The organism is Lacticaseibacillus daqingensis (assembly GCF_003946115.1).
Taxonomy (GTDB): domain Bacteria; phylum Bacillota; class Bacilli; order Lactobacillales; family Lactobacillaceae; genus Lacticaseibacillus; species Lacticaseibacillus daqingensis.
In genome coordinates this window covers 1-26,394 of the sequence record NZ_RHOH01000017.1, presented here as the reverse complement: position 1 = coordinate 26,394, position 26,394 = coordinate 1, and the positions used below count along the sequence as shown (strand labels likewise).

Here is a 26,394-nt window from a genome sequence, read left to right as displayed (position 1 = left end):
TGAAACTTCGTGGTACATGAAAGCCAAGGATCTCGTGATTGCTACCGCACCGGTCAAGCCGCAGGAGAAGCCAAACACCAATGACAAGAAATAGCTGCTCATTGCTCCACTCCTCGCGCGCGCCGCCCGCTGCGGCGGTTGCTTACCACTAACGAAAGGAGTTGATCCCTGATGATGACTTCCACATTGACCGTTGTTGGTCGTGAAGTGTTCATCGACGACTATAACGAAGAAATCGACAACGACTACCGCCTTGATCCAGACGAGATTTTGCAAGACATGGTGGAACTCATGGAAGAAAGCCCTGAATCCTACCAACACCTGCATATCGACTGCGAACAGACCAACGACGGCATGAATAAGCTGTTCTCGTTCACTTCATACGAAGGTGAAGATGGCTTGCGGATCTCGTATCTGGGCGTCAGCGATGAATAAGGATGTGAGATCGATTCAACCACAAAATTTTGAAATCACCGAATTCATCGAAGACTACATCAGACTTGTCAGAACAGATGGCGTTCCACCAAGCGCTGATTTTTTACAGGAATTGGTCGCCGATGCCGCAACACAGGCAATGGACGGTCAATTCATTATCTGGGTTGATGACAACACGATTGATGACGAACCAAAGGAATTTATTTTCAACTTGCTTGAAGACACCGTGATTTATATGGGTGTGGAATGAATTTCGTATTATCACAAATGAAAGGAGCTCGAAAATGTCCGCAATGAATATCGACGGATTCTTGGAAGACTACCCCGCGCTAGTTGACCCTGATTTCCATGATCCTAGCCCGGACGCTTTGATCGACATGGTGTTGATGGCTGCCGAACAGGCAACTGCTGGCGAACCGTTTTCTATTTGGGTAGACGGCGAATGTACCCGCGATCATGAATCCAAAGAGTTCAGCTTTAATATCGACACCGAAGACCGACAACCCGTTATCAAATATTTAGGAGTGAAATAGATGAAAGACCCAGATTACGAGCTTTTACGCGATATCCGCTTAGTCAACATGAAGCAGTATTACAAGGACTACTTCGGGCTACTAGCCTTACCCGAGCACGAGGAAACTCTCGGTAGTTTGCTTGAGCCGGTTATTGAGGGTGCCGCGGAAGCATTAGAACATGATTTTGACACTTACAACGTTGGAGTGGGCTTCAATATTGATATGTATGGTGTGCAAACGCCACCTCACTGTTTTAACTTTGAAATCTATGCTGACAATGCACACAACCTAACTATCGTTTATGCCGGTTGCCAAACTGAATTTCCTGACGGATCAGATGACGAATGAAAGGAGAGCACGATGCAGCAATTAGAGATTATTGGTCTTTATGAATTTCTGAACCAATACTACGGCGCGTCCACCCGTTACTCTCCACCCGCAGACTATCTCATTACGGTGCTTTTCTGTCGCGCCAAACGTGCACGGCGTACAGGACAGCCATTTATCAAGCAAGCTCGCGATGCAGAGTTCACAATTCACGGTAACGATGAACTTTTTATATTTTCGCTGCATGAAAATCGTCATCGGCTAACCGTCAAGTACGAACCGTGGATTACGCCAAGGCGTCCGCTGCAAGGGATTCGCTTTGAAAATGTGGAGGTCTTCTTGAATGCTTATAACTCTGTTATTCTCCCAAAAGCTTGCACAAGACTTACAAAGGGCGGGCCATTGGGGGAACTGCTACATGAAATTGCTGAGTGTCAGCTATACCGTGAAAATGGATTCGTTCTCACAATGCCTGTCGAAGATGTCCGTCATCACCGAGATGACGCCCGCTTTTACTTTTCACTTGAGCCGATAATCAACGGTGTAGCTTTTCAGTTTGTAAATGTCTATGTTTAAGAACATTTGGACCTATCGCGGTACACGGGTCTATCCGCGTCAACGCAACTTTCTCTACAACACGGCGATGACCGTTGTGGTTTGCTTGTGGGTAACTGGGGCTGCGCTTGCCTATTGGCCGCTGCTAAAACAAATCAACTGGAAATTCTTTAGTTGGCCGGATGTGGCGGCCTTGCCTTGGTCGTGGCTACCGCTGATTATCAACAGTTTATGCACAGCACTACTCTTTGGTCTTAGTCTGTGGGGTTACCGCACCTGGTTTGCGGATTCTTACAAGCAGATAGAACACCGGCAGAAGCTCGCCCGCATGATTATGGAGAACAAATGGTACCAAACTGACCAGTCCAACAGTGAGAGCTTCTTCAAGGACTTAGGCTCAACGCGCACCAAGGAAAAGGTTTCGCACTTTCCCAAAATTTACTACCGGCTCAAGGACGGACTGATCCACGTTTCGGTTGAAATCGTCATGTCTTCCTATCAAGACCAACTCTTGCACTTAGAAAAGAAGTTAGAGGCTGGTCTGTACTGTGAGCTGGTCGACAAGATCCTGCACGATTCTTATGTCGAATACACCTTGCTTTACGACACTATCGGCAAGCGTATCACCATTGCTGACGTGACCTGTGAACATGGTTCCATGCAACTCATGGAAACCGTGGCTTGGCACTATGACGCGCTGCCCCACATGTTAATCGCTGGTGGGACTGGCGGTGGTAAGACCTACTTCATATTGACACTGATTGAAGCCCTGCTGAAAGACGGTGCACAGCTCACCATTCTTGACCCGAAAAACGCTGACCTCGCCGATCTAGCAGACGTGATGCCTGGTGTCTTCGCCAAGAAAGAAGCTATGCTTGGTGCGCTTGAAACCTTCTATCAGGACATGATGGCGCGCAACGATAAAATGAAACAAATGGACGGATACAAGACTGGCGAGAACTACGCCTATCTTGGACTACCCGCCCATTTTCTGATTTTTGATGAATACGTGGCCTTCATGGATATGCTTGGCCGCGATGCCATGCAAATCATGTCTAAGCTCAAACAAATCGTCATGCTTGGCCGTCAAGCCGGCTTCTTCCTCGTGTTGGCCTGCCAACGCCCTGACGCAAAGTATTTGGGCGACGGGATCAGAGATCAGTTTATGTTCCGCGTTGCGCTTGGACGCATGAGTGAACTCGGATATTCGATGATGTTTGGCGAAACCAACAAGGTTTTTTTCCAGAAACCAATCAAGGGACGCGGCTATGTGGACACTGGCGGCAGCGTCATTTCCGAATTTTATACACCGTTAGTACCACGCGGCTATGACTTTCTCACCGAAATCGGTGCCGCAGCTAATACAATTCCTGAAACCCCAACAGAACAGGAGGTGCCAAATGAGCACTGATGTCAAAATCGAAAACCGATCGCAATTCCTCAATGACTTTCACGAGAACGTGCCTTTCCAGTCTGACGAAGACGCGGAAGACCAACTTGAATGGATGGCAATGCACGCCCACGAGTACCCGGATTCACGAATCTGGATGGGCGCTCCCGGCGGACTGACCGCTGACCGTTTTCCGAAGCGCTTTTGGTTCAACGTCACTACTGGCGACGACGGTGGCTTGATTATGACTTACACCAACGTCGCAGACGAAGGTGACGAGGAGTAGTTCTATGGTAATCCGATCGCGTTCACCAAGTCCAACGCCGCATCACAAGTTGCGGCGTATTCAATACCGCGCGCGTACTCATTACGTTCTTGGTATTTCAACCACAAACTCCGTAGCGTTGTGTCATTACGCAACATCTTAATAGTCGCAGCGTAGTTCGGCAGCAATGCTTCCGTTCCCCGTAGTTTCGCAGTTGCCAACAGCGCGGCTTTCAACGTTTCAAAGTTAATATTTTGAATTTGCACCTTGTCAAACAGATACAAATCGTAGTAGTCCTTCAACCGCGTATTCAGATCTTTTCTCGCGACCATGGATTCCAACTTTTCTGCCAGAATTGTCTCGACGTTGTACGCCATCACCATAATGTCTTGATTGTTGAAAATAGTGTGATGATGCCAAGATATTTCGCGCGGCGTAATTGTATCACCCGTAGAGACATCAATCTTGGTATCAACTTCACTTGCATAGATTTTCGCCCGTAGATGAATGCGGAATCCTGCATAGTCAGCGGCCACGCGAATGTCATCGATTTTGGTAATCTGAATAGTGATTTCACCATCTGGTTCGTTCATGTCGGCAATTTCGGTGAAGACCTTGAGCACCTCGTCTTGATTAACTGGCAGCCCCTTGATTGATGTATCTATATCCCGCGTCGAACGGGTATCAACGCCTAGCATCGATGCAATCAAGAAGCCGCCTTTCAAAATCAAGTTGTCACGATATTGTGATTGAGAGATTCGATCCACAATTTCATCTAATACAACCTCCTGCATCAATAGTTGGGGATCGAGATGCTTCTCCTTTGCTAAATTGCGGATTTTCGCCTTGAATTGTTGTCCATTGGTGAACCCGAGTTTCATAGTAATACCTCCATATACGCTCTAATCTTATCTTTCACCTTGAAAATATCTGCATACTCGCTCAAGCGATGCAAGTCTTTATGCTTCATCTGTGAGAAGGCCACCATTGCTTGTTTGATTGTTTCTGCATCCGAAGCATCACGGGTTCGTAAAATATCACACAACGTCCGTTCCACATTGTAAACACGAACCAAATGCTGTCCTGGACTTTTCACTTCTTCTACACCAAGTTCATGCCATTCTGGTTTCTGCCGATACACCTTAACTGGGTACCGGCCGATTGTGGTTGGATGATAATTCTGCGGAAAATTCATTTCATACGTTCCCGGCGTCCGATCAATCATGCCATGTAAGAACAGCGCCGTGTCTTTGAAATATACACCTTTGCTGAATCGGTACTGCAATATATACATGTCGTCTTCAAAAATCGCTGGATCAATATACACACCACGATCCACCCGTTCTAACTTCCCTGCGCGCGTCAAATCAACCAGCAAGTGTGGATCGAGACCTGCCCGTTCGATCTGTTGTCGCGTAACCTGTCCGTTGTTCAGTCGTAGCAATTTGTTTAAAGTATCACCCTGCACGTTATCGCCTCCCACGTTCAAACATAATTATACCACAGAACTATGTTTGGATGTGAAATCTCAATCAAATGAAAGAGGTATAGAAATTGATCATTCCAACAATCCACAACCAAATCTGTTTCCCAGAAGACTACGCTGACACGATTATAGCTGGAACCCCAGAGGACGCCGAAGACGCATTGTTAGAAATGTGCGACTACATTGAACCTTACGAAGGCGGTGATCATTGGCTCGAACTCGTTGGTGATCGCACCATCTCAGGCAAGCCCGTCTACTTCTGGTTCACAGCCACCATGACGCAAACTGGTATGCAGCTCATCTACCATAGCTGGGCGCATCATTACTAATAGGCTAAATGCCGTCATCAAGACAAACCTATGAAAGGAGCAAGACTATGACTACCCAATCTGTTCAACAAGGCTGCACCCTGCCGCCACGCGCGGCGTGCAGCGCGAAAGCCGCAAGCGTGAGTGGCAGCGGTCGGCGCCAGCCGACCGCTTACCCCCAGTACTCTAACAGGGGGGTATTAAATACAACGTCTGTGCCTGAACACGGGGGAGAAAGGTTGATACGACGGCGTTCATACGAAAATTAGCAAATTGTGGATGGCACCTCAAATCCACAATTTTTATTTATCAAGAAAGGAGTGAGCCATTCGGACATGGAAACATGGACAGATACGGTCAGGTCACGTCGAAAAAGACTGGGACTGACCCAAGTACAGGTTGCGCGTCGGTTAGGCGTAACCTCACATCATTTTAGCCAAATTGAAAGTGGCCGGACTAACCCCAGTGCGTCGCTGCAAATGGAAATCGACCGGCTGCTCAAGAACTGGAACGATGAGCCAGAACTGACGCTGATGTTTGATTACATGCGCGTGCGGTTCCCCACCCATGATGCCAAGGCCGTGATCACCCAGATTCTCGGCCTGACCCCAGAACATCTGATATTTGAGGAACACGGCTTCTACGGTTATTCAGCCATGTATATCTTCTCCAACATTCAGGTCATGGTGGCACCGGTCGGCTCCAACCTCGGCACACTGGTCGAAATGAAAGGCCAAGGCTGCCGCGAGTTTGAGGGTATTCTGCTTAGCCACGGCGAGAACTGGTACGACTACTTCCTTAGGGTCGATGAAGCTGGCGGTATTTTCAAGCGGGTCGATATTGCGATTAACGACATGGTTGGCCTGCTAAGTATTCCAGAGCTAGTCGATAAGTGCCTGAATAACGAGTGCATTTCCGTCATGCGGTCGTTTCAAGGACTGCAATCAGGCAAGCTTGTGGATCTCGACGAAGCTGGCCGAGGCAATACGCTTTACATCGGCACGATGAAAAGTGACGTGTATTTCTGCATCTACGAAAAGGCTGCCGAACAAGCTGCCAAACGTGGTATCTCGATTGCCGACACCCCGATCATCAACCGGTTTGAAATTCGTTTGAAAAACGAGCGAGCGGTTAAGGCTATTGAGAACATGCTGATTACCCGTGACGCCGAAAAGGTCGCGTTCGGTATCATCACCCGCTACATGCGCTTCGTGGATGAAGTCCCGGACAAAAGCCGTTTGAGGTGGCCGCTCAACGACCGCTGGGCATACTTTCTTGGCAAAGGTCGCCAGCCAATTCGCCTGACTACTGCCCCCCAGCCCTTTGACCTGAATAAGACGAAGGCGTGGCTCCAAAAGCAAGTCATGCCCACTCTCAAGGTTATCAAGGAAATTGACAACTACTTCGGCACTACTGACTTGCAGCTCATGATCAAAGACGCCGAACTAACCGACAAACACCTCAAGCTGATTGAGCAACAGACTGTCGGTAGCGAGGAACTAGGAGGTGACATGTTTGGTCAATGACGTCCTTGCTTCCCACCCGCTGCGAGGCAAGGTATTCAAAGATTGCGTGCTGAACGTCTACGTCTACAAGGCCGCGCTAGTCGGTGTGGTCGAACACAAGAGGTACCGGCGCATTTGCGACATGAACAGCTTTGGCTTCACAGCACAAGACTACATCGCTTGGCGTCACCAGCAACAAGAACACCCGGCGGCATTGATTGGCCGTGATGGTCGCGCTTTGAACTACGGTGAACTGCGCCGACTGCTTTATCAAACAGCCGAAGAATCTGGCTGGCCGGTCTTCACAGCTCCTGTGGAAGACCTGTTTTTCGATTAACCAACTTGGTCGCGATTGACCGTACCAAAACAATCGCAATTCAAAAAGGAGTGATGGTCACAAATTCAACTAAAGGAGTATCAACGTAATCGAACTAGACGTCATCTATAATCGCGATTGTCTGGAAGGTATAACGGACTTACCGACAGCCTCTATCGACATGATCCTGTGTGACTTGCCGTATGGCACCACAGCAAACGCTTGGGACAAGGTGATTCCGTTTGCCCACCTCTGGGGTCAATACGAACGGCTCATCAAACCTCAAGGCGCGATCGTGCTCACCGCAACTGAACAGTTCTCTGCGGACTTAGTACAATCAAATCCCGCCCTGTATCGCTACAAGTGGGTCTGGATCAAGAATACCGTCACCAACTTCGTCAATGCTAAGAACCGTCCGTTATCCCGGTTCGAGGAGATTCTCGTCTTCTCCAAATCGGGTACAGCCAACTTTGGTAACTCTCCTGATACAAAAGGTATGAATTACTTTCCCCAAGGACTGCTCCCCTATAACAAAACCGTCAACTCACGTAAATACGAGAACTCAAATCAGCTGCACCCGTGGAACGTTCCCGATAGTTACACGCAAGAATGGACGAACTACCCGTCTGACGTGCTCAACTACAAGTCTGATCGCACCGGCTGGCACCCGACGCAAAAGCCTGTCGATCTCTTTGCCTACCTCATTAAGACTTACACCCAGCCCGGCGAGATTGTGCTGGATAACTGCATGGGGTCTGGCACCACCGCGATTGCCGCAATGGACACTGACCGTCATTTCATCGGCTATGAAATTAGCGAAGAATACTGGCGGCGTGCCATCGACCGCATCAAGCACCACCACGCAACCCAAACCGAGCTTTTTTGATTCGTCACTCTAGATCCGGTCGCCGCTGACCACGCCAAAATAGCGGCAATCTTGAAAGGAGCCTTGGTCACAAAACTAAAAATCAAAGGATGATTATTATGAATTTTGGACAAAACTTGTTTAACTGGTTCACTTCCAACGCCCAGAGCTTGGTGCTGATGGCGATTGCCATTATCGGGGTCTACCTCGGCTTCAAGCGCGAGTTCTCCAAGCTCATCGGCTTCTTGGTCATTGCGATCATCGCCGTGGGGTTGGTGTTCAACACCGCTGGGGTCAAAGACGTGCTGCTGAATCTGTTTAACCGCGTCATGGGGGCTTAATATGGCTGCTGAATTTCGCGTTTGGATTGCCAATCTTGGTAAGTACAACGAAGGCGAATCTGTCGGTGCATGGTTCGAGCCACCGATAAACTGGGACGACATGGCCGAACAAATCGGCCTGAACGAACAGTACGAAGAATACGCGATTCATGATTACGAAGCGCCATTCCCAGTTTCCGAATATGACAGTATCGACCATATCAATGCGATGGGCGCCGCTTTAGAGCAGCTCAACAACTCCGAACTCGGTGATGTTGTGGAGGAACTGCTGGACGCACGCTTTGATGACGTGATCGAGCTAGCCGCGCATATTGACGATTTTGTGCACTACCAAGTCGATTCTATGCAGGATCTGGCAATCATGTTGGTACAAGACGGTGATTACTGCGGCGAAGTGCCAGAGTCAATCCAGTCGTATGTCGATTACCAACGACTGGCCGATGACCTCGAAGCTGACGGTCAATACATTACTACCAAGAACGGCATTTACGAATATCTGAACTAGTCACTGGGGCTGGCGCTGCAAAAGGCGTCAGCCTTTTTATCTCACTACGAAAGGAGATCACATGAAGAAAGTCAGATCCTACACCAGCATCTGGTCGGTGGAAAAGGTGCTGTACGCCATCAACGACTTGCAGCTGCCGTTTCCAATTACGTTTACGCAAATGACGTGGTTCATCGTCAGTCTGTTTGCAGTCATGCTACTGGGCGACTTGCCGCCACTGTCATTCATCGACGGCGCGTTTCTCAAGTACGTCGGCATTCCGGCTGGGCTAACGTGGTTCATGAGCCAGAAGACCTTCGATAACAAGAAGCCAATGGGATTCTTGCGGTCGGTGATCAACTACGCCATTACCCCGAAGCTCACCTATGCTGGTAAACCTGTGAAGTCGCAGAAAGAGAAACAAACCGCTGCTGTGACCTACGTTTGGAGGTGCCACAATGAAATTTCCAATTAAGTATATTGAGGACAATTTGGTCTGGAACACAGATAGCGAGTGCTTTGCCTATTTTGAACTGATCCCGTACAACTACTCGTTTCTAAGTCCCGAACAGAAGCAACAAGTCCATGAGAACTTCCGCCAACTGATCTCCCAGAATCGTGATGGCAAGCTCCATTTATTGCAGCTCGCCACCGAAGCCAGTGTCCGGGACACCCTCGATCGCTCAAAGAAGTTGGTCAAAGGAACGCTTAAAGACATCGCCTTCCAGCATATTGACGGCCAAGCCGAAGCACTGACCGAAAACGTCGGTGACAACCAAGTGGACTACCGCTTCTTCATCGGCTTTAAGCTGTTGCTGAACGACGCAGAGGTTACCGCCAAGTCTATCTTCAAGGATATGTCCTTGGGCATTCGGGACTTCTTCGCCGAGTTCAACACGACGTTCGCTGGTGATTTCTTCACCATGAACAACGCGGAGGTAGAACGCTACGCCAAGTCCGCAAAGTTTCTCGCCGAGAAGATTGGTCGGCGCTTCAAAGTGCGACCACTCGACAAAAACGACTTCGGCTACCTGCTCGAACACCTCTACGGCATGACTGGGCAAGATTACGACGATTATGAGTACCACTTACCCCGTAAGAAGTCTAAGCGCGACACGATCATCAAACGCTATGACTTGATCAAGCCAACCCGCTCACTGATTGAGCAGCACCAACGCTCAATCAAGATCACCCACGGACTGGATGCCAGCTACGTGACGTACCTGACGCTTTCTGACATTGTTGGCGAATTGGAGTTTCCCGGCAGTGAAATTTTTTATTTCCAACAAAGCCAGTTCGATTTTCCAATCGACACCAGCCTGAACGTAGAGATTGTGACGAACAAGAAGGCTCTGACCAAGGTACGCAACAAGAAGAAAGAACTCAAAGACCTCGACGAACACGCTTATCAGTCCGGCAACGAAACGACACGTGGCGTTAGTGATGCCTTGGATTCGGTCGATGAGCTTGAAAGCAATCTTGATCAGACTAAGGACGCCATGTACAAGATCAGCTATGTCATTCGCGTGGCCGGGCAATCCGAAGACGAAATGAAGCGCCGCGCCGATCAGCTACTTGATTTCTACGACAGCCTCAACATCAAACTCGTGCGACCATTCGGCGACATGCTGGGACTACACAGCGAGTTTATCCCTGCCTCAAAGCGCTACATCAACGACTATATCCAGTACGTCACCAGCGATTTCATCGCCTCACTAGGCTTTGGTGCGACGCAATCGCTCGGCGAAAAGGAAGGTATCTACATTGGCTACAACGTCGATACCGGACGCAACGTCTACTTGCAACCAGATATTGCCGCACAAGGTATCAAGGGCACTGTTACCAATGCCTTATCCGCTGCGTTTCTTGGTAGCTTGGGTGGTGGTAAGTCCTTCTCCAACAATCTTCTCGTCTACTACGCTGTGCTTTACGGGGCACAGGCATTGATTCTTGATCCCAAGTCGGAACGTACCGGGTGGGCTGAGAACTTAGACTTTATGGAAAACGAGATCAACATTGTCAATTTGACTAGTGACGAAGTAAACCGCGGCTTGCTTGATCCTTATATCATCTTATCCAACTTGAAAGATTCGGAATCGTTGGCCGTTGACACCCTAACCTTCCTCACGGGGATCTCAAGCCGTGACGCCGACCGCTTCCCGACGCTGCGCAAAGCGATTCGAGCGGTAACGCAAGCGCCCGAACCGGGACTGTTGAAAGTCATTGATGAACTCCGCCGCGAAGACACACCTATTGCGCGCAACATTGCTGACCACATCGAATCCTTTACGGACTACGACTTTGCGGCACTACTGTTCTCTGACGGAACGGCGCGGCGGACAATCGCTCTTGACCGCAAGATCAACATCGTGCAAATCGCAGACTTAGTGCTTCCAGACGCAGACAAGACGCAGGAAGAATATATCACTGCCGAAATGTTATCGGTCGCCATGCTCATGATAATCAGCACATTCGCCATCGACTTCATTCACCAAGACCGCGCACAGTTCAAAATCGTGGACTTGGACGAAGCCTGGGCGTTCTTGAACGTGGCACAGGGTAAGGCGTTATCCATGAAGCTAATTCGTGAAGGCCGCTCCATGAATGCCGGGGTCTACCTCGTCACTCAAAATGCGGACGACTTGCTCGACGAAAAGATGAAGAACAACATTGCGCAAAAATTTGCGTTCCGCAGTACGGACATCACGGAAATCAAGAACACGCTGCACTTTTTTGGCCTTGATGCCGAAGACGAAGGCAATCAGAACCGGCTCCGGTCACTAGATAATGGGGAGTGCTTGTTCCAAGACATCTGGGGACACGTCGGCGTGCTGCACTTCGACTATATTTTTGAACACCTACACCACGCCTTTGATACTCGGCCACCGAAACCCGTGGAGGTGATTGCTGATGACGAAAGCTAACCGTCGGCGGCTTCTGCTGTTCCTCGGTATTGTCGCGGCATTCATGTTGGTGCTAGTGCTCGCTGGCGGACAATCGGTACACGCAGCGGGACTGGTAGACGATCGGTCTGGCGGCGCCAATGAGTATTCAAAGTACCCGTTGTCGCACTACCAGCTTGACTACTTCGTGGATACGAGTTGGGACTGGCTCCCGTGGAACTGGGGCGATGGTATCGGCAAAAGCGTTTCTTATGGCCTGTATGCCATCACCAACTTTTTGTGGACGCTCTCGGTCTACCTTTCAAACGCTGCGGGCTACCTGATTCAGCAAGCCTACTCGCTGGACTTCATCAAAGATACGTCTGACGCGATTGGGAAGAACATGCAACTCTTGGCCGGCGTGTCAAAAGATGGCTTCACCACTGACGGCTTTTACCCCGGAATGCTCCTGATGATTACGCTAGTGGTCGGTATCTACGTGGCCTATACCGGCATCATCAAGCGTGAAACCTCCAAAGCAATCTCGGCGATCGTCAACTTCGTAGTGATTTTCATCACGTCAGCCAGCTTTATCGCCTACGCACCAGATTACGTCAGCAAGATCAATGAGTTCAGTTCTGACATCAGCACCAGCGCACTCAACACTGGCTCCAAGATGATTATGGGGACTGATACTGCCACCGATAAATCAGGCGTCGATGCGATCCGTGACACCCTTTTTGAAATTCAGGTGAAGCAGCCGTGGACGCTTTTACAGTTTGGCGACAGCGACGCTGATACCGTTGGCAAAGGCCGCGTGAACAAGCTGATGAAGACCAATCCGTTCGGGGACAAGGGTAAAACTCGCACCGACGTGGTGAAAGCTGAAATTGAAGACAACGACAACGAGAACCTCTCACCAACCATGACCATCAATCGGTTGGGCACCACTACCTTTGTTGTCCTGTTCAATATCGCGATCACCTTGTTTGTCTTCTTCCTGACGGCAATGATGCTGTTCAGTCAAATACTCTTTATCATTTACGCGACGTTCCTGCCAGTGTCATTCTTGCTTGCCATGTTGCCGTCCTTTAACGGATTGATGAAGCAGAACATTATGAAGCTGTTTAACACCATCATGACACGAGTTGGCGTGACGCTGGTGATCACGATGGCGTTCTCGCTATCGGCAATGGTCTACGGATTATCGGCCACCTCACCGTTCTTCCTCGTGGCCTTCCTGCAAGTTACCATCTTCGCCGGAATCTGGATGAAGCTTGGCGACTTGATGGGCATGATGCAGCTACACAGCTATGACGCCCAGCAAGGCGCGCAACGCTTCTCGCGTCGTGGTAACCGAATGCTTCGGCAATTTGTTGGCAGTGCTATGGGCGGCGCAATGGCAGGACGTTTCCTGTCGCGAAGCTATGGTAAAGGACGCGGAATGCCGCAAACACCACAGCTCCCCGCTGGTACGCAACGCGAGCAAACTGCGGACGCTACGAAACCGCAACAACCCAAGAAGCCACGCAGCCAACGACTAGGTGAGAAACTCGCCGATGTATCTGATGTCGGCAACAAGCTCAAGGACAAGACCAAACGTGGCCTTGATCAGGTGAAGGACGCGCCAAACAACGTTTTATATGGTCTGCATCGTGGTAAGCAACTGACTAAGTACGCCGCCGAAACTGCGAAGGACAGCTTCAAGAGGCGGCGTGAGGCCAATCAGCAGGAACGCGACAAACAGCTTGAGCAGCGGCGTAAGCAAATGCAAGAACGCAAGCTCGCGATCAAGCCTAAAGCTGATCCTGAAAAGCCAAAACCAACGGTTACCAAGCCGCCGGTTGAACCAACTCGTAAGCCAACAACTGCCACCCCTCCCAAGCCAAAGCCCGAACAAGCTGATACCAGTGGGCAACCTAAGCGTGCTGCCACGAAGCCAACAACAACTCGGCCTCCACGTCCAGCCACGAAGCCGCAAGCAGAACCCACAATCACACCACACCAAGAACCCACTCCGCCAACGGATAAAACCAAGAAACCCCTGACCCTCGTTTCCGAAAAGCCAGCCAAGCCACGCAACCCAAAGCCACAGCGGATCAAAAAGGCTAAGGGGCATAAGAAGCGATGAAACTCTGGCGCTGGTTAGCTCTCGCCGCACTCCCGATACTGTTGATTGGCGGTCTGTTTTTTGCGGTCATTGCCTCTGATGATGACGAAGACCAGCCTACCTCTGCGATCACAGCCGATGCGATGAACTTATCCGCTGAAGTCTACAAGCATAAGCTGACGGTCGAAAAGTATTGTAAAGAGTTCGGCATTTCAGACCAGGTGATGGTGATACTCGCCATCATGCAGGTCGAATCCGGCGGCAAAGGTGGCGACGTGATGCAAGCCAGTGAATCGCTGGGACTACCGGTCAATACGCTAGATACCGAAGCGTCCATCAAGCAAGGCGTGAAATATTTCGCGTCGCTGTTAAAAAGCATGAAAGCTGCGAGCGAGGATCTCAACACTGCGATTCAAAGCTACAACTATGGTGGCGGCTTTATTGATTACGTTGCTAAGCACGGCAAAAAGTACACGCTTGAGCTGGCAACATCTTTTGCTAAAGAAAAGTCCGGTGGTAAGAAAGTCACCTACACCAACGTGGTTGCTAAAGACGGTTGGCGCTATGCCTATGGGAACATGTACTACGTGTCGGTCATCTCGCAATACCTTGTCACAGGTGGTGCGAAATTCGATGACAAAACGGTGCAAGCAATCATGGATGAGGCGCTCAAATATCAAGGCACTCGTTATGTGTTCGGCGGATCAACGCCAACAACGGGCTTTGACTGTTCCGGGCTGACTAGTTGGTGCTACGGCAAAGCTGGGATCAAACTCCCCCGCACCGCACAAGCACAGTACGATGCCACGGCACACCTAAACATCAAAGACGCCAAACCCGGTGACCTCGTGTTCTTCCACTCAACCTATGACACTGCCGACTACGTGACCCACGTTGGCATCTATGTCGGCGGCATGAAGATGTACAACGCAGGCGACCCGCTGAGCTATGCCGACTTGAACTCAAGCTATTGGCAAGCCCACCTGATCGGCGCCGGGCGTGTGAAGAAGTAGGTGAAGCCAATGGATCAAAATGGAATCAGTTATTTTGACTGGATGGATCTCATCACCAACACCTATGACGATGCGCTGCAAAAGGCGCACGTTGATCTCAAATTCGGTGACAACCGTGCATTGCGCAATAAGGAACTAGACTTTGCGTCAGGCGAATGGGAACGCATCAAGTTCTTCAAACAACGCCTACCCAACACTGACGAGCTGTGCCACGTTCTCGACCGCTTCGTTGACCGGATGCCGGAAATGGAGTACGGGCACCGGCGCGAGTATCGCCTCGCTGTCGCGCATGAAGTAGCCGTTGATCGATGGCTCAAAGGCAAAGTGTTTGCACCAGAAGACCGCAAGTATATCCTCGACCGCGAACGCTACTTGGCCGAAGAATATTTCAACAACGACCGTGAACTCGGTCAGTATATCGAAACCGACTATGAGGGCTACAAGCGAATCTCGCTGCAACGCCTGTTCGTACGTTTTCTCGATATTTACGATGACTTTTATCGCTGCTATGAAACTAGAAAGGACAAGGTGAACGAACCTTGAGTAAAGACAAAACCCAAAAGAACGGCTGGTTCAAGAAGAAGCCAGCAGCACCCAAGCCGCCTAAAATTATGCACCACGGCTTGCGTCGTCCGATTACGCTACTTTGCTGGGCAGTGTTGATCGGCAGCACCAGCTTCGGTGTCTACAAGAACATGACAGCCATTGACACCCACACGGTGCATGAAGTCCAAGTGATCAAGACCAAAGTGATCGACACGCACGCCTTGGCAACCTTCACCACCGACTTCGCTAAGCTCTACTACTCGTGGCAACCTAGCCATGAAGCTCTCGATCAACGGCAGAAAGCCTTGCAACCGTATCTCGTGGAGCAACTGCAATCGCTGAACGCAGATACGGTGCGTAGTGACATTCCCACCACAGCCACAGTGAGTGAAGTTAAGGTCTGGGACGTGAGCAAAACAGCCAAAGACACGTTCTGTGTGCTGTTTACGGTGAAGCAAGACCTCACTAAGGGCAAAGACAAGAAAACCGTGACCAGCACCTACACAATCAACGTCATGCAAAATGACAACGGCGATATGGTGGTCACCAAGAACCCAACCATCGCGGCTGAACCAGCGACGGCCCGGATCAAGCTCCCAGATACCCAGTCTGGTAACACGGTAGCCAGCAGCACCGTAGACGACGTAACCAAGTTCCTCAAAACGTTCTTCGCTTTGTACCCGCAAAGTGATCGCAACGAACTCAAGTATTACGTCAAGAATGGCACACGGCCAATCGAACGAAACCTCAAGTTCGTGGAACTGCTAGATCCAGTCTTTAAACAGACTAAGCGCGGTTTGACTGTCACGTTATCTGTGAAGTATCTCGACACTGACAACGACATGAGTCAAATTTCGCAATACACTCTGACCCTCTCTAAGCAAAGCAACAACTGGATGATCACTGACGGAATCTAAAAGAAGGCCCGGCACGACCCTTACGCTTAAACTAGCGTAGTGAGTCGTGCCGGGTTTTGTCGTTATTCTGGGTCTAGAATTTTTTGTGTTGAGACTGATTATTCCGGAAACCCTAAGCCCAAAAATCCATTGTATCCCTGAAACAACAAAGATAAGATTTGGTGACTGAGGGCCTTGATATAAAGTCCTTCAGTATACAAGAGCTTGAAAGGCTAGTTTTCCGAGTGAGTATTTACAGTCAGAATCACCCTGAGTTCGAATTGAAGCTAGTAACATTGGAAAACGGCAGTACGTACTATCGCAACTGTAAATCTACGTTATAAAACTGCGGATAGGCTATGTAACATGCAATGACACTCCCGATGCTCGTGGCTGCTAGTAACATGAACGTGACCATGATCTGGTACATAATTGCCTTAGTTGGATCAACACCCGCAAAAATTAAGCCCGACATCATGCCCGGTAGACTGACGATCCCAACTGTTTTAGCAGAATCAATGGTCGGGGCCATACCGGTACGAATTGCACTACGCACAATAGCGTTTGAGGCTTGTTTCAAAGTCGCACCTAACGCCAGACGCTCCAACACGCCTTGCCGTTGATCATGAAAGCTCGCATTCATACTCCGGTAGGCTAAGCCGATGGCAACCATCGAGTTTGATGCAATCATGCCTGAGACTGGAACGATTTGGCTGGGAGTAAAACGGACCGAGTGAGTTAAAACCAGCAGTGCAATGGTCAACAGTGTCGCCGTGCTAATTGCCAGTAAGCTGATGGCAAAAGCATGGGGAATCCCATTGGCGCGTTTATTGGCATTCAGCGCAGCATTAAAGATAATGATTGCAACCATCAAACCAGTCAACCACAAACGATCAACCTTGATGATGTATGTCAGCACATATCCTACTACGGTAAGTTGGACTACTGCCCGGATGACCCCAATTAGCATATCCTTTTCCAAACCGATTTTTTCACGTAAGTTGATGACCAGCGCAATCAAAACTAATACCACAGCAAAGGCCAGTGCGGTAGGACTAACGATTAGACTATTCATGTTTTGCCTCCAAACGCCCACCACGAATTTCTAACAAGGCTTCTGCTGCTGCAATCTCAGTTTCGTCGTGTGTTACCATCAAGATTGTCATTCCTTGCTGATGGTAAGACGCAATCAGCCGATGCACACAATCCTTTGTATCAGAATCAAGCCCTGTCGTCACTTCATCTAGCAACAAGACTTTGGGTGGGAACAACAAGTTGCGAATCAGCGCGACACGTTGCTTCTCTCCGCCTGAAAGCGAAGTGATCGGCGCATCAATCATCGCCTCTGACAACTCGACTGATGCCAGTGCTTGCTCTGCGCGCTTTTGAGACCAAGGATGATTGCGAATTGAAAAAGGAAAAGCCAGATTATCCCGCACGGTTTCACCAAAAAGACTTGGCTGCTGGAAGCAGTATGAAACCTCCTGACGATAGTGCGGTTTAGGCAACATTGCCTGTGGCTGGCCTTGATATTTGATCACACCACTAGTAGGCGTCAGTAATGTTGCAATCAGTCGCAGAAGCGTACTTTTACCCGAACCGGATGGCCCAGTAAAAGTAATAAAGGCGTTCTCGTTAATTTCCAGATCAATGTCGGACAGAATTGTTTTCCCCTGAGGCGCATAGTTCACCTGATCAAGGGTTAAAATTAAAGTCATGGTAATCGCTATCCTTTTTTAATAAGTTTAGTCCTCGACGTTTGAGAACACCAATATAGAATTCTGAGTTTTCTTTAGATTTGCTTTAGTTTCTCTGGGTAGCTTCCTTTACATAGTGGCTGTTCAAAAACGCATAGTTCTTTATATCGGTGACTTGAAGACGTTACTGCCTTATAATATATGCATACGAATTCGCAAATTGCAAGAACAAGTTAGCCACCTGTGACACGACACCGGGAGACGACATGTTATCTGAGCTGTTGATGGGCTAGCCAGCCGTGGCCGCCTTGGCGACCCGGCGCTGGGTCTTGGCACGCTCGGCGACGAAGACCTCTTCAGTGGTATGGTAGCCCAGTTGCCGGCGTGGGAGATGGTTTAGCCTAGCTTCAGTCGCCGCCACTGCCAATGGACTAACCGCGTCTAGAGACTCGCCTTTAGGGAAATCACGCCGTACCATCTTGTTGTGGACTTCGTTAGTGCCACGCTCGCTTGAGCGATATGGATGAACGTAGTAGACTGTCGCCATATTGTCGAGCACCGTGGATAGCTCTGCGAATTCAGAACCGTTGTCGGCGGTGATTGTTTGGATGGTGTCGCCGTATTCGGCAATAATGCCACGCATTGCGTGGTTTACCGAATCAGCGTCGCGGCCGTCAATCAAGCGCATGAACTGGAAGCGCGACTTGCGCTCGATGAGCGTCATGATGACGCTCTCTTGACCGTTACGCTTACCGACAATCGTGTCTAACTCGAAGTGACCGAATTCGCGCCGGTTGTCAACGCGCTTGGGCCGCTCATCGATACTGCGACCAGCCAGTTGGCGTTTGTATTTGGTGTTGGCGCGGTGTTCTCGCTTAACTCGACGGCTGGTTTTCTCAAGCAGATCAATGTTTCTTACCTCCAAATATTGGGCTTCGATGTAGTTGTAAAGCGTCGCCGTGCAGACCATCTCGTCTGGTTGGTACAGCTTCTCTTTCTTAGCCCTACCGACCGCGGCATCGGGAGACCAGCCGTCTGTTTTGAAGTGCGCAGTGAAGTAAGCGATGAAGTCCGCAGCTTGCGGTAGCTTGAGTGGTCTGTGACACTTACGACGCTGATCCTCATAGCGTGCTTGGGCGGCCTCAGGGCTTTACTCACGACGATAGGTAAGCCTACCGTTAGTCTTCTTGACTTGATCAATTTCACCACGTAACAGCTCATTGGCAACAGTTTGGCGGTTGATGCCAAGACGACGGGCAATTTCTCGATTCGATTGTTTCTCGGCGTGAAGTACGGCAATTTTTCCACGCTCAATTGAAGTGAGATGGTGACCTTTGATATGAGACGTGTTAAGCTGTTCTTGCATCAAGACGATACCTCTTTCATTAATTGTGTAGGAACTTTAATGATAACAGGTCGTATCGACTTGATGTTTTTTATCTTCTCCTTTCAGTAACGATAGTGGCTAACTTGATTGTAAAACGCGGGTGTTTGTTCTTTTACAAATCATTCAGGTGATTTTCCCCGTGATTCCTGGCGGGCTTTCAACCGTCGCAGCGATTGCCATGTTTGGTGCTAAATGGGGCTTTGTTTATAACTACATTGGCATCAGTATTGGCTCCATCGCTAGCTTCCTTCTGGTTCGCCGCTTTGGCAGGAACTTTATATCACTACTTGTTCCAGAGAAAACGATGGCGAAGTATCAGCATTACCTCGATGGCGGAACAAAGTTTGATCGCGTGTTTGCGATTGCAATTCTAATGCCAGTCGCACCCGACGACCTCTTATGTATGTTTGCCGGACTAACCAAAATGTCCGTGAAAAAATTCGTGACGATCATTGTTTTATGCAAACCTTGGACGATACTTGCATACAGTCTCGGCTTAAACACTGCCTTTAAGTTCATTGCGCCTTATTTGTAAGACTTCAACACCTAAGGAGGTGATGCCAGTGCAACCATTACGTGCAAAGAAGGTCATGGTTATATCACACTTGATACACTCCGACTCAACAACGGTTAATGACCTAACTTGCACAATGATTGACTCCAACACACTCAGCAGTCCCCCTGCTGAGCTGTGACTCAACAATGAGGCCATCCCGATGTCTTCTACGCTGATACATCGAGGTGGCCTTTCTTTTGGTTTAGTCTTGAACAGGGACTAGTGAAGTGGCTGGTGAATTAGCCCTAACTTTCAGGCAAATCCACGATAACTTTGTAATCAATCTTCACCGCAGTCTTATTCTTTTTGGCAGTAATCGAAATTGGTCTACTTAAAACTGCGAGAAAATTTTCCAAATTCGCCATGACCACACCAGTGTCTACGGCAACCGCAATTGTCTCTGCGGTCTTCTCTTTGACAAGATCCAATCCGAGATTACCCTTTACGAACGAGAATCGGCGTTCAATTTCGCCGCGGCGGTTCTCTGCGTCTTGATCCTGATGGCGCTGTGCTGGATCCACATGCTTTGGTTTACGTCCAAGCCGCGGTCCACTCACGCGGATACCAAGGTTGGCACACATCCCAATGTTTTCGCGAGTTCGATACAGTGTGTCCAACAGTACCTCGTCTGGATACTCGCCGTGCACGTCGTAGTAGTGATCAAGTGTCGATCCAAGGTCACCACTTTCATTGAAGGCATTGAAAGAGAAACGCTCAATGTCAATCACGCCATCCATGATCGAAACATCGATCTTTGGTCCAAACTCAACCGGGGACTTTGATTTACCTCGCATGATTGGACGAATCTCCGGCTGACTTAAGCTTACGATCCGGTTTTCGACACGATGCGTGTGGTTGCGATACATGTAATCTTGTTGGTCAAAGACTAAGCGAATCACGCCAAGTCGCTTAGCCCGCGCCGCGGTCAAGGTCGCACCTTGGTCGATCATCTCATCGACATAGCGCAAGTCGCGACGAATGTATTGAAGTTGGGCTTTGATTTGCTTTTGTGTGAGCTTCCCCCAACGTCGTGGTTTGCGTGAAAAGGCAGTCCACTTTGCGTGAGCTTCACGCTTGTAAGTCCGTGGTGGTGCAATTTGAAGCTGTTTAGCCATGACTTTAATGTCATCTTCTAGGTTTGTTCTCGCCTGATTAAGTAGATGCGTATCTTGGGGAAACTTGATATTCACCGGAGTACAAGTTGCGTCGGTGATCATCACCGACTTGGTTGGTAAGTGGCGTTGAAGTCGTTCCCGAACCGTATCGGTCATGATATTGCGGATCAATTCAGAAATCGGCGCGATTCGCCGGCGAAAGTACGCCAGCGCCGTGTGATCGAATGGGACTTTAAGTTGATACTGAGGGATACCAATGAAGTATTGATAAGCCGGGGTGTCACGAATCGCTTCGACAACGTCTCGATCAGACAAACCAGTTCGTTGCTTGATCAACTGAGCACCATACAACAGGCGAAATGGTTTACCAGCACGGCCAAGCTTCGAAGGAAAAGCCAATTGGTATGCCTCGCTTAACTTCTGCCATGGCATTTGATCCGCAAGCTGAACCCACTCGTTGTCTGCACTGAGCGGTGTGCTCAGTGCAGTACCAAAGGATTCAATTGAGAGTTGCGTGACTGTTTGACGATAAACCATGGATAACGCCTCCGATAGGGTTGTGTAAAGTGCATGGGGATTGACGGAATACCGGGAATTCCTATGCATCTATTATACAACGATAACGGGTTAAGGAGCTGTTACAAATAACTTGGACAAATTATTCACCAGCCACTAGTGAATAGCTTTCGGCCAACAGCATAGATGCAATCCCGTTTTCAGTTTTAACATCTCAGAAACATATCGCCAACAATTTGAAAATATCGCGTAGATATACTGACGTTGTTAAAAAGTTAAAGAAAAAGGAGATATATCCATGACAGAATCCGACTTTGTAGCCTTCGAGTATCTTGAACAACAGATTCCCAAGGCAATGCAAAATAATTATATTGACGGCTATATGAACTTCGGTTGGCAAGTAACTGATCGTACGCCGGACATCGGTAAAAGCACGGTTACGCTGAAATTAAAGCGAGATCGTAACTTGCCTGAAAAGGCAGCGTTAAATCGACTGCAAAAACAATTCGAGCAGGAAATGGCTGCCGCTGCCGGGCTGGAACGTAGCAAATCCTCAGTGCCTACCGTGGTCGCGATGACCGTCGGCTTGATCGGCACAGCATTCATGGCCGGATCGGTATTTGCGGTCACTAACCAAATGGTAGTTCTCTGCGCGATCCTCGCAGTCCCCACTTTCCTCGGCTGGGCGCTGGGGTATTTCAGCTACAGTTGGGCTAAAACCCGCCGCACTACCAAAGTTGGCCCGGTCTTAGAACAGTCCTACGACAACGCCGCAAACTATTGTCAGCAAGCATTTCACTTGTTGCACTAGGAGGTCGCCATGTACTTACCAAAGATTCTGCCAGGTCTCGTTGTATTAAGTGCGGTAGCATTCGCCATTCAACGATTCCATCACCGCAAACCGTATATTATTGTCCCTGTTCATCACTAAAATCAAGAGAGGTAATTCAAATGTTACTATCCATCATCACTGCTGTTATCGTCGGGCTCGCTATGGGCGCCGCTGTCTACGCCATCGACCGCTTCTTCCATGAAAAAAGTATCGTCATGCTGGGTTTATACCTCGTCTTCGGGGCCCTCGGTAGTTACTCTGGCACTTATCTGGTCAATTACGGACCACACTTGCTTGGCGTCGATATTCTCCCGACGCTGGTCGGTGGCTTAGTGCTTAGTTTCGTCGTGACCTACGGCGTGCGCAAGTTTGTTTTAGGAAAGGTGGCTTACTAATATGTGGATCGAAAATCAAAAGTTCGACAATAACATTTTCGTCGGCCGGCACAACTATTACGACGCCGCAGACGACGCTGACTTCAACAGCGAAAACGTGCTGTACAACCGTCCTGCCCACGGCCGTCTGATCATCGGTAGCTTCTGCAGCTTTGCGCGCAACGTCCGCTTCATCATGGGCGCCGCCAACCACCCGATGAACACCTTCTCCACCTTCATCTTCTCAGAACTAGACCGTAGCTTGATCGCCAAGCTCGGCATGACCAAAGAAGATATGCCAGTCAAAGGCGACACGGTCATCGGCAATGAAGTCTGGATCGGTCGTCACGCCATCATCATGCCAGGCGTGCATATCGGCGACGGCGCCGTCATCGGTGCGTATGCGCTGGTCACCAAAGACGTGCCTGCCTACGCCATTGTCGGCGGCAACCCAGCCAAAGTGATCCGCTCCCGCTTCGACCAAGCCACCATCGACTGGCTGGAAGCCTTCCAGTGGTGGCAGTATGACGATGTTCTACTTGAAAAAATCGTGCCATTATTAACTACCGTGCACACGAAGGAAGCGCGTATCAAACTAGACATGCTTGCAGAAACTGTGAAGCTAGCTTCCTAAAAGCTCAGGATAATCACATTCGTAACCTCAAACTGTTGACCTAAGCCAGCAGTACCGGTATTCCCACACTTGCCAATCATCAAACCACAAGAATCGACGAGTATGCAACTTGTACTCATCGGTTCTTTTTCTATTTATTTGAGAACCGGTTTCATTTGTCTGGCGAAATCCTTTCTGTAACTGTGTAGCAAAAAAATCCATCAGGAGGTCAACGATATGAGCAGCGAACGTGAGGTTTCTCGTATGTTCATTAGGTACATGCAGCAAGTCCTTCGCAATGAGCGAATTAACATTTACCGTAAGCATCTCAAAGACGTCAAAGAAACTCCGCTTGAAGACTGGTTGTTAGAGGAGATTGCTGAACCAGGTCATCTTGAGGACTTTGTTTTGACTAATGAAGAAATTGCTCATCTAGAATCATTCATCGAAAATGAACGTCTTGCCACGGCCATTGTAACGCTTTCCATAGCTGATAAGATGGTGTTGTATCAATACTACTACTCCGAACTTAACGATGTGGAAATCGGCAGCCGCACCGGCAAAACTAGTCAGGGGGTGAACAAGAGGCGGCGACGGGCACTAGCGCGGATTAAGGAAGCATACGAAAATATGTAATGAATACGGAGGAGTGTTCAATGCATTATACAGAGGTCGATAACCTGATCCCGGTTATCTTGGCAGCGCAGGGCGGAGACGATGAGGCAATGTCTTAACTACTCGATATGTTCAGCTACGATTTCGATCGTGAGGCTGCATACGGAAAAAGCTATGTCAATCCAGATTTGAGGCAAGAACTTCAAATCAAATTTGTATTCAGCGTTCAGCGCTTCAATGTTGCTGAACACCTATCGCAACCGTCCACTCAATCAGGTTCACAACTAACTCGCACATAATCAATTTCAACTTTTTTCTGATTTTGGTTTCATTTCGACCCGTTCCCGCTGTCTGTATATGCAGAAGCGGGATTTTCTTTTGCTCGCTATGTCCTTTGACAACTGAACAGCATCATTCAGCAACGAAGGCCCCACAACGCCACGACCTCCCACGAGCGAGCGATTAACCCAGTGAGCCGGACACTTGCACGTCACCCTGACGAAACAAGGGAGAGAGGATCGTATTTAGTTCCTCGATAGCCGGTTGGAACCGGGCTGAATGATGATGAATCATTTATTATTTTTTGCACCGGGTATTGTTGCACGTAACTTTTGGATGGTAGACTGGAGCATCGGTACGATCCGTGCTCCCCAGAAAGGAGAAGAATATGGTTCACGTGATCACGATGACGAAACACGAACTGATTGCTCTTGGGTATGGTGCCTCACGCGCACAGGACATTATCAGACGCGCTAAGCTGCTGATGGTGCGCAAAGGTGTTCCCTACTACAAAAGCCCGAAGCTCGGACGCGTACCGGTAACTGCTGTTGAAGAAATACTGGGTCTCCAATTTAGCACGCGCACGTTGGCAGAACTCGCCAAATCCATGCACTCCGAAGCATCAAAGGAGAAATAAACATGGCTACAACTAAAGACCCAATCAAAACACGCAAGAATGGTACTTTCTACTTCCGAGCCTACCTTGGTGTTGATCCAAAGACAGGCGAGAAAATCCAGAAGCAGGTTGGTGGATTCACGACCCGTCGTGATGCACGCAAAGCCTACAAGGAAATGGTCGGTGGCGGTGTAGAGGAAGTTGTCAAGGAACGTGACCAACAACACATTCAATTCAAACAATTCTGGGAAGAATTCTTTCTTCCGTGGTACAAGAACCAAGTGAAGCCGCAAACCTACGACAGTCGGCGTTCCAGTTTGAAGCACTTCAAGATGTTTGAGCACATGTACATGGACAAGATTAGGCCGGTGGACATACAGAAATGGCAGAACCAAATGACCTGTCAAGTAAGTAAAAGTTACACCCGCTTAGTCCAATGCATGCTATCGCGCGTCTTTCAACGAGCCATTGTACTCGGCTTCATGAACGAGAACCCCACCAAGACCGTCGGTAACGTTAAGAAGGTGAAGAACCAAGTGGACTTCTGGACGAAAGAAGAATTCGAGGCGGTCATCAAGACCTTCTATATCGAAGACTTCTACCAGCACTTCTGCTTCTTCACCCTGTGGTTCCTATTTATGACTGGTATGCGCATCGGTGAAGCGACCGCCCTGCAATGGGACGACATCGACTTTGAGGAAGGCACGGTTCGGATCAACAAGACGCTGTGGTTACGCAGCTACACGAACTACTCTTTCTCCACACCAAAGACCAAGGCCAGCAATCTCACGATTCCACTGGACGCAAAAACGCTTGAGCTTCTCTCCAATTGGAAAAAAGCACAAGCGCTTGAGTGTAAAACGGATTTTGTTCTATCGTTCAACGGCGTTCCTACTCGCCGCGATCTGGTCATGCGAATCATTAAGCGGCATGCAGCTCTGGCAGGAGTACATCGCATCCGCGTTCATGCTTTACGGCATTCACATGCTTCGTTGTTGATCAGTCTGGGTGAGAACCCACTGGTGATTAAAGAACGCCTCGGCCACGAAGATATTCAGACGACGCTCGGAACTTACGGGCATTTATATCCGAATATGAACTTTGAGGCCGCCAAACGGCTGAATGGTCTAGTCGAAATTTCGACCGCTAAATCAGACGTGGCGCAGGTTCAAAACAACGGTGTTACCGCTGGACTTGCACCAGAAGTTGCACGATAGTTTCACGAACGGGTTAGACAGTCATCAAAACGTTGATATACCGGCATTTATAAGCCAATTCTGTCTATTCCCATTCAAGCGTATCTTCAGCGGCGCTAACCCGCGTCATCACTAGTTTTCTATGCCTCGACTGCCATTTTGGCGGGGAGTTTGGCGGGGCTTAATTGATCGTACTTCACAGCCTGATTCCCCACGAACCGCACCTGATTCTGACCCGCCGTTTTGATCGTGATGTTGCCTGCAATCTGTTCGGCGATGTCAGCATCCAGCCCGCCCCACAAGTGCGAGTAGTGCTTCAGCGTAATCTCTGGTGACGAGTGGCCTAAGCGCTTAGACAA

At 49.2% G+C, this 26,394-nt stretch carries 30 protein-coding genes and 3 pseudogenes; 26 read left to right on the top strand and 7 right to left on the bottom strand.

Annotated elements, in window-relative coordinates:
- Positions 1-171: 171 nt before the first annotated feature.
- From EKM88_RS12640 to EKM88_RS12610, 7 genes are read left to right on the top strand one after another with little or no spacing between them, the layout of a single operon-like run.
- Positions 172-435, top strand: a complete 264-nt coding sequence (locus EKM88_RS12640) for a hypothetical protein (protein ID WP_125706684.1) — start codon at positions 172-174, stop codon at positions 433-435.
- A complete protein-coding gene (locus EKM88_RS12635) occupies positions 428-685 on the top strand; it encodes a hypothetical protein (RefSeq protein ID WP_125706683.1) in 258 nt (85 codons plus the stop codon). Before EKM88_RS12640 ends, EKM88_RS12635 begins: the two co-directional genes overlap by 8 nt.
- A 34-nt stretch (positions 686-719) precedes the next feature.
- Complete coding sequence (locus EKM88_RS12630; RefSeq protein ID WP_125706682.1) at positions 720-968, top strand: hypothetical protein; 249 nt, start codon at positions 720-722, stop codon at positions 966-968.
- Positions 969-1,298 (top strand): hypothetical protein, encoded by a 330-nt coding sequence (locus EKM88_RS12625; RefSeq protein WP_125706681.1) that lies wholly within the window; start codon positions 969-971, stop codon positions 1,296-1,298.
- 12 nt (positions 1,299-1,310) lie between these two features.
- Positions 1,311-1,853: a hypothetical protein gene (locus EKM88_RS12620; protein WP_125706680.1), complete on the top strand. Its 543-nt coding sequence runs from the start codon at positions 1,311-1,313 to the stop codon at positions 1,851-1,853.
- Complete coding sequence (locus tag EKM88_RS12615; protein ID WP_125706679.1) at positions 1,846-3,243, top strand: FtsK/SpoIIIE domain-containing protein; 1,398 nt, start codon at positions 1,846-1,848, stop codon at positions 3,241-3,243. Before EKM88_RS12620 ends, EKM88_RS12615 begins: the two co-directional genes overlap by 8 nt.
- Positions 3,233-3,508: a hypothetical protein gene (locus EKM88_RS12610; protein WP_125706678.1), complete on the top strand. Its 276-nt coding sequence runs from the start codon at positions 3,233-3,235 to the stop codon at positions 3,506-3,508. Before EKM88_RS12615 ends, EKM88_RS12610 begins: the two co-directional genes overlap by 11 nt.
- 2 nt (positions 3,509-3,510) lie before the next feature.
- On the opposite strand, the gene EKM88_RS12605 is transcribed toward EKM88_RS12610, so the two are convergent.
- Together EKM88_RS12605 and EKM88_RS12600 are read right to left on the bottom strand one after the other, a co-directional pair.
- The gene (locus EKM88_RS12605; RefSeq protein WP_125706677.1) at positions 3,511-4,368 is read right to left on the bottom strand and encodes a nucleotidyl transferase AbiEii/AbiGii toxin family protein; all 858 of its coding nucleotides are present in this window, start codon (positions 4,366-4,368) and stop codon (positions 3,511-3,513) included.
- A complete protein-coding gene (locus tag EKM88_RS12600; protein WP_125706676.1) occupies positions 4,365-4,955 on the bottom strand; it encodes a type IV toxin-antitoxin system AbiEi family antitoxin domain-containing protein in 591 nt (196 codons plus the stop codon). Before EKM88_RS12600 ends, EKM88_RS12605 begins: the two co-directional genes overlap by 4 nt.
- Positions 4,956-5,041: 86 nt before the next feature.
- Between EKM88_RS12600 and EKM88_RS12595 the strand changes: the two genes are divergently transcribed.
- The 12 genes from EKM88_RS12595 to EKM88_RS12540 all read left to right on the top strand — a co-directional run bounded on the left by EKM88_RS12595 (position 5,042) and on the right by EKM88_RS12540 (position 16,260).
- Positions 5,042-5,302, top strand: a complete 261-nt coding sequence (locus tag EKM88_RS12595) for a hypothetical protein (protein WP_125706675.1) — start codon at positions 5,042-5,044, stop codon at positions 5,300-5,302.
- A gap of 314 nt (positions 5,303-5,616) precedes the next feature.
- Positions 5,617-6,807, top strand: a complete 1,191-nt coding sequence (locus EKM88_RS12590) for an XRE family transcriptional regulator (RefSeq protein WP_125706674.1) — start codon at positions 5,617-5,619, stop codon at positions 6,805-6,807.
- Positions 6,797-7,123: a hypothetical protein gene (locus tag EKM88_RS12585; RefSeq protein ID WP_125706673.1), complete on the top strand. Its 327-nt coding sequence runs from the start codon at positions 6,797-6,799 to the stop codon at positions 7,121-7,123. Before EKM88_RS12590 ends, EKM88_RS12585 begins: the two co-directional genes overlap by 11 nt.
- Before the next feature lie 130 nt (positions 7,124-7,253).
- Positions 7,254-7,988 (top strand): DNA-methyltransferase, encoded by a 735-nt coding sequence (locus tag EKM88_RS12580; RefSeq protein ID WP_125706672.1) that lies wholly within the window; start codon positions 7,254-7,256, stop codon positions 7,986-7,988.
- 98 nt (positions 7,989-8,086) lie between these two features.
- On the top strand, positions 8,087-8,308 hold the full coding sequence (locus EKM88_RS12575; RefSeq protein ID WP_003606383.1) for a hypothetical protein: 222 nt from the start codon (positions 8,087-8,089) through the stop codon (positions 8,306-8,308).
- 1 nt (position 8,309) lies between these two features.
- On the top strand, positions 8,310-8,813 hold the full coding sequence (locus EKM88_RS12570; RefSeq protein WP_125706671.1) for an antirestriction protein ArdA: 504 nt from the start codon (positions 8,310-8,312) through the stop codon (positions 8,811-8,813).
- Positions 8,814-8,874: 61 nt separating this feature from the next.
- Positions 8,875-9,267, top strand: a complete 393-nt coding sequence (locus EKM88_RS12565; protein ID WP_125706670.1) for a conjugal transfer protein — start codon at positions 8,875-8,877, stop codon at positions 9,265-9,267.
- Positions 9,251-11,716 (top strand): conjugal transfer ATPase TcpF, encoded by a 2,466-nt coding sequence (gene tcpF, locus EKM88_RS12560; protein ID WP_125706669.1) that lies wholly within the window; start codon positions 9,251-9,253, stop codon positions 11,714-11,716. The genes EKM88_RS12565 and tcpF overlap by 17 nt, the downstream gene beginning before the upstream one ends.
- Complete coding sequence (locus EKM88_RS12555) at positions 11,703-13,805, top strand: CD3337/EF1877 family mobilome membrane protein (protein WP_125706686.1); 2,103 nt, start codon at positions 11,703-11,705, stop codon at positions 13,803-13,805. Before tcpF ends, EKM88_RS12555 begins: the two co-directional genes overlap by 14 nt.
- The gene (locus EKM88_RS12550; RefSeq protein WP_125706668.1) at positions 13,802-14,797 is read left to right on the top strand and encodes a bifunctional lytic transglycosylase/C40 family peptidase; all 996 of its coding nucleotides are present in this window, start codon (positions 13,802-13,804) and stop codon (positions 14,795-14,797) included. The genes EKM88_RS12555 and EKM88_RS12550 overlap by 4 nt, the downstream gene beginning before the upstream one ends.
- A gap of 9 nt (positions 14,798-14,806) precedes the next feature.
- Positions 14,807-15,340 (top strand): hypothetical protein, encoded by a 534-nt coding sequence (locus EKM88_RS12545; RefSeq protein WP_125706667.1) that lies wholly within the window; start codon positions 14,807-14,809, stop codon positions 15,338-15,340.
- The gene (locus tag EKM88_RS12540) at positions 15,337-16,260 is read left to right on the top strand and encodes a conjugal transfer protein (RefSeq protein ID WP_125706666.1); all 924 of its coding nucleotides are present in this window, start codon (positions 15,337-15,339) and stop codon (positions 16,258-16,260) included. Before EKM88_RS12545 ends, EKM88_RS12540 begins: the two co-directional genes overlap by 4 nt.
- Before the next feature lie 295 nt (positions 16,261-16,555).
- On the opposite strand, the gene EKM88_RS12535 is transcribed toward EKM88_RS12540, so the two are convergent.
- The 3 genes and pseudogenes from EKM88_RS12535 to EKM88_RS12525 form a co-directional block, all read right to left on the bottom strand.
- Positions 16,556-17,314 carry an ABC transporter permease gene (locus EKM88_RS12535; protein WP_125706665.1) on the bottom strand — a complete coding sequence of 253 codons (759 nt, stop codon included), beginning with the start codon at positions 17,312-17,314 and terminating at the stop codon, positions 16,556-16,558.
- Complete coding sequence (locus EKM88_RS12530) at positions 17,307-17,957, bottom strand: ABC transporter ATP-binding protein (RefSeq protein ID WP_125706664.1); 651 nt, start codon at positions 17,955-17,957, stop codon at positions 17,307-17,309. Before EKM88_RS12530 ends, EKM88_RS12535 begins: the two co-directional genes overlap by 8 nt.
- Positions 17,958-18,225: 268 nt before the next feature.
- A pseudogene (locus tag EKM88_RS12525) lies at positions 18,226-19,302 on the bottom strand (IS30 family transposase).
- A gap of 121 nt (positions 19,303-19,423) precedes the next feature.
- Between EKM88_RS12525 and EKM88_RS12520 the strand changes: the two are divergent.
- Entirely contained in the window at positions 19,424-19,858 is a 435-nt protein-coding gene (locus EKM88_RS12520) for a TVP38/TMEM64 family protein (protein ID WP_225418488.1), read from the top strand.
- A 266-nt stretch (positions 19,859-20,124) separates the two neighbouring features.
- Here the strand turns inward: EKM88_RS12520 and EKM88_RS12515 are convergent, their stop codons facing one another.
- The gene (locus tag EKM88_RS12515; protein WP_125706663.1) at positions 20,125-21,531 is read right to left on the bottom strand and encodes an IS5 family transposase; all 1,407 of its coding nucleotides are present in this window, start codon (positions 21,529-21,531) and stop codon (positions 20,125-20,127) included.
- 277 nt (positions 21,532-21,808) lie between these two features.
- Here EKM88_RS12515 and EKM88_RS12510 point away from each other — a divergent pair, with 277 nt between their 5' ends.
- The 6 genes and pseudogenes from EKM88_RS12510 to EKM88_RS12480 all read left to right on the top strand — a co-directional run bounded on the left by EKM88_RS12510 (position 21,809) and on the right by EKM88_RS12480 (position 26,056).
- On the top strand, positions 21,809-22,321 hold the full coding sequence (locus EKM88_RS12510) for a hypothetical protein (RefSeq protein WP_125706662.1): 513 nt from the start codon (positions 21,809-21,811) through the stop codon (positions 22,319-22,321).
- 140 nt (positions 22,322-22,461) lie between these two features.
- Positions 22,462-22,737 carry a hypothetical protein gene (locus EKM88_RS12505; protein ID WP_125706661.1) on the top strand — a complete coding sequence of 92 codons (276 nt, stop codon included), beginning with the start codon at positions 22,462-22,464 and terminating at the stop codon, positions 22,735-22,737.
- A 283-nt stretch (positions 22,738-23,020) separates the two neighbouring features.
- Positions 23,021-23,195 (top strand): annotated as a pseudogene (locus EKM88_RS13710) (DapH/DapD/GlmU-related protein); the annotation flags it as partial.
- A 371-nt stretch (positions 23,196-23,566) separates the two neighbouring features.
- Positions 23,567-23,965 (top strand): sigma factor-like helix-turn-helix DNA-binding protein, encoded by a 399-nt coding sequence (locus tag EKM88_RS12495; protein WP_125706659.1) that lies wholly within the window; start codon positions 23,567-23,569, stop codon positions 23,963-23,965.
- 646 nt (positions 23,966-24,611) lie between these two features.
- A complete protein-coding gene (locus EKM88_RS12485; protein ID WP_125706658.1) occupies positions 24,612-24,860 on the top strand; it encodes a DUF3173 family protein in 249 nt (82 codons plus the stop codon).
- A 2-nt stretch (positions 24,861-24,862) separates the two neighbouring features.
- Positions 24,863-26,056: a site-specific integrase gene (locus tag EKM88_RS12480; RefSeq protein ID WP_125706657.1), complete on the top strand. Its 1,194-nt coding sequence runs from the start codon at positions 24,863-24,865 to the stop codon at positions 26,054-26,056.
- A 119-nt stretch (positions 26,057-26,175) separates the two neighbouring features.
- Here the strand turns inward: EKM88_RS12480 and EKM88_RS12475 are convergent.
- Positions 26,176-26,394, bottom strand: a pseudogene (locus EKM88_RS12475) (tyrosine-type recombinase/integrase); the annotation flags it as partial.

Excerpts from the sequence above, each read along its gene's own strand:
- EKM88_RS12515 (WP_125706663.1), bottom strand. The coding sequence starts at position 21,531 with ATGGTTTATCGTCAAACAGTCACGCAACTCTCAATTGAATCCTTTGGT.
- EKM88_RS12545 (WP_125706667.1), top strand. The coding sequence starts at position 14,807 with ATGGATCAAAATGGAATCAGTTATTTTGACTGGATGGATCTCATCACC.
- EKM88_RS12550 (WP_125706668.1), top strand. The coding sequence starts at position 13,802 with ATGAAACTCTGGCGCTGGTTAGCTCTCGCCGCACTCCCGATACTGTTG.
- EKM88_RS12635 (WP_125706683.1), top strand. The coding sequence starts at position 428 with ATGAATAAGGATGTGAGATCGATTCAACCACAAAATTTTGAAATCACC.
- EKM88_RS12495 (WP_125706659.1), top strand. The coding sequence starts at position 23,567 with ATGAGCAGCGAACGTGAGGTTTCTCGTATGTTCATTAGGTACATGCAG.
- EKM88_RS12570 (WP_125706671.1), top strand. The coding sequence starts at position 8,310 with ATGGCTGCTGAATTTCGCGTTTGGATTGCCAATCTTGGTAAGTACAAC.
- EKM88_RS12480 (WP_125706657.1), top strand. The coding sequence starts at position 24,863 with ATGGCTACAACTAAAGACCCAATCAAAACACGCAAGAATGGTACTTTC.
- EKM88_RS12590 (WP_125706674.1), top strand. The coding sequence starts at position 5,617 with ATGGAAACATGGACAGATACGGTCAGGTCACGTCGAAAAAGACTGGGA.
- EKM88_RS12630 (WP_125706682.1), top strand. The coding sequence starts at position 720 with ATGTCCGCAATGAATATCGACGGATTCTTGGAAGACTACCCCGCGCTA.
- EKM88_RS12565 (WP_125706670.1), top strand. The coding sequence starts at position 8,875 with ATGAAGAAAGTCAGATCCTACACCAGCATCTGGTCGGTGGAAAAGGTG.
- EKM88_RS12615 (WP_125706679.1), top strand. The coding sequence starts at position 1,846 with ATGTTTAAGAACATTTGGACCTATCGCGGTACACGGGTCTATCCGCGT.
- EKM88_RS12555 (WP_125706686.1), top strand. The coding sequence starts at position 11,703 with ATGACGAAAGCTAACCGTCGGCGGCTTCTGCTGTTCCTCGGTATTGTC.
- tcpF (WP_125706669.1), top strand. The coding sequence starts at position 9,251 with ATGAAATTTCCAATTAAGTATATTGAGGACAATTTGGTCTGGAACACA.
- EKM88_RS12485 (WP_125706658.1), top strand. The coding sequence starts at position 24,612 with ATGGTTCACGTGATCACGATGACGAAACACGAACTGATTGCTCTTGGG.
- EKM88_RS12610 (WP_125706678.1), top strand. The coding sequence starts at position 3,233 with ATGAGCACTGATGTCAAAATCGAAAACCGATCGCAATTCCTCAATGAC.
- EKM88_RS12530 (WP_125706664.1), bottom strand. The coding sequence starts at position 17,957 with ATGACTTTAATTTTAACCCTTGATCAGGTGAACTATGCGCCTCAGGGG.
- EKM88_RS12505 (WP_125706661.1), top strand. The coding sequence starts at position 22,462 with ATGTTACTATCCATCATCACTGCTGTTATCGTCGGGCTCGCTATGGGC.
- EKM88_RS12640 (WP_125706684.1), top strand. The coding sequence starts at position 172 with ATGATGACTTCCACATTGACCGTTGTTGGTCGTGAAGTGTTCATCGAC.
- EKM88_RS12605 (WP_125706677.1), bottom strand. The coding sequence starts at position 4,368 with ATGAAACTCGGGTTCACCAATGGACAACAATTCAAGGCGAAAATCCGC.
- EKM88_RS12575 (WP_003606383.1), top strand. The coding sequence starts at position 8,087 with ATGAATTTTGGACAAAACTTGTTTAACTGGTTCACTTCCAACGCCCAG.
- EKM88_RS12510 (WP_125706662.1), top strand. The coding sequence starts at position 21,809 with ATGACAGAATCCGACTTTGTAGCCTTCGAGTATCTTGAACAACAGATT.
- EKM88_RS12625 (WP_125706681.1), top strand. The coding sequence starts at position 969 with ATGAAAGACCCAGATTACGAGCTTTTACGCGATATCCGCTTAGTCAAC.
- EKM88_RS12535 (WP_125706665.1), bottom strand. The coding sequence starts at position 17,314 with ATGAATAGTCTAATCGTTAGTCCTACCGCACTGGCCTTTGCTGTGGTA.
- EKM88_RS12620 (WP_125706680.1), top strand. The coding sequence starts at position 1,311 with ATGCAGCAATTAGAGATTATTGGTCTTTATGAATTTCTGAACCAATAC.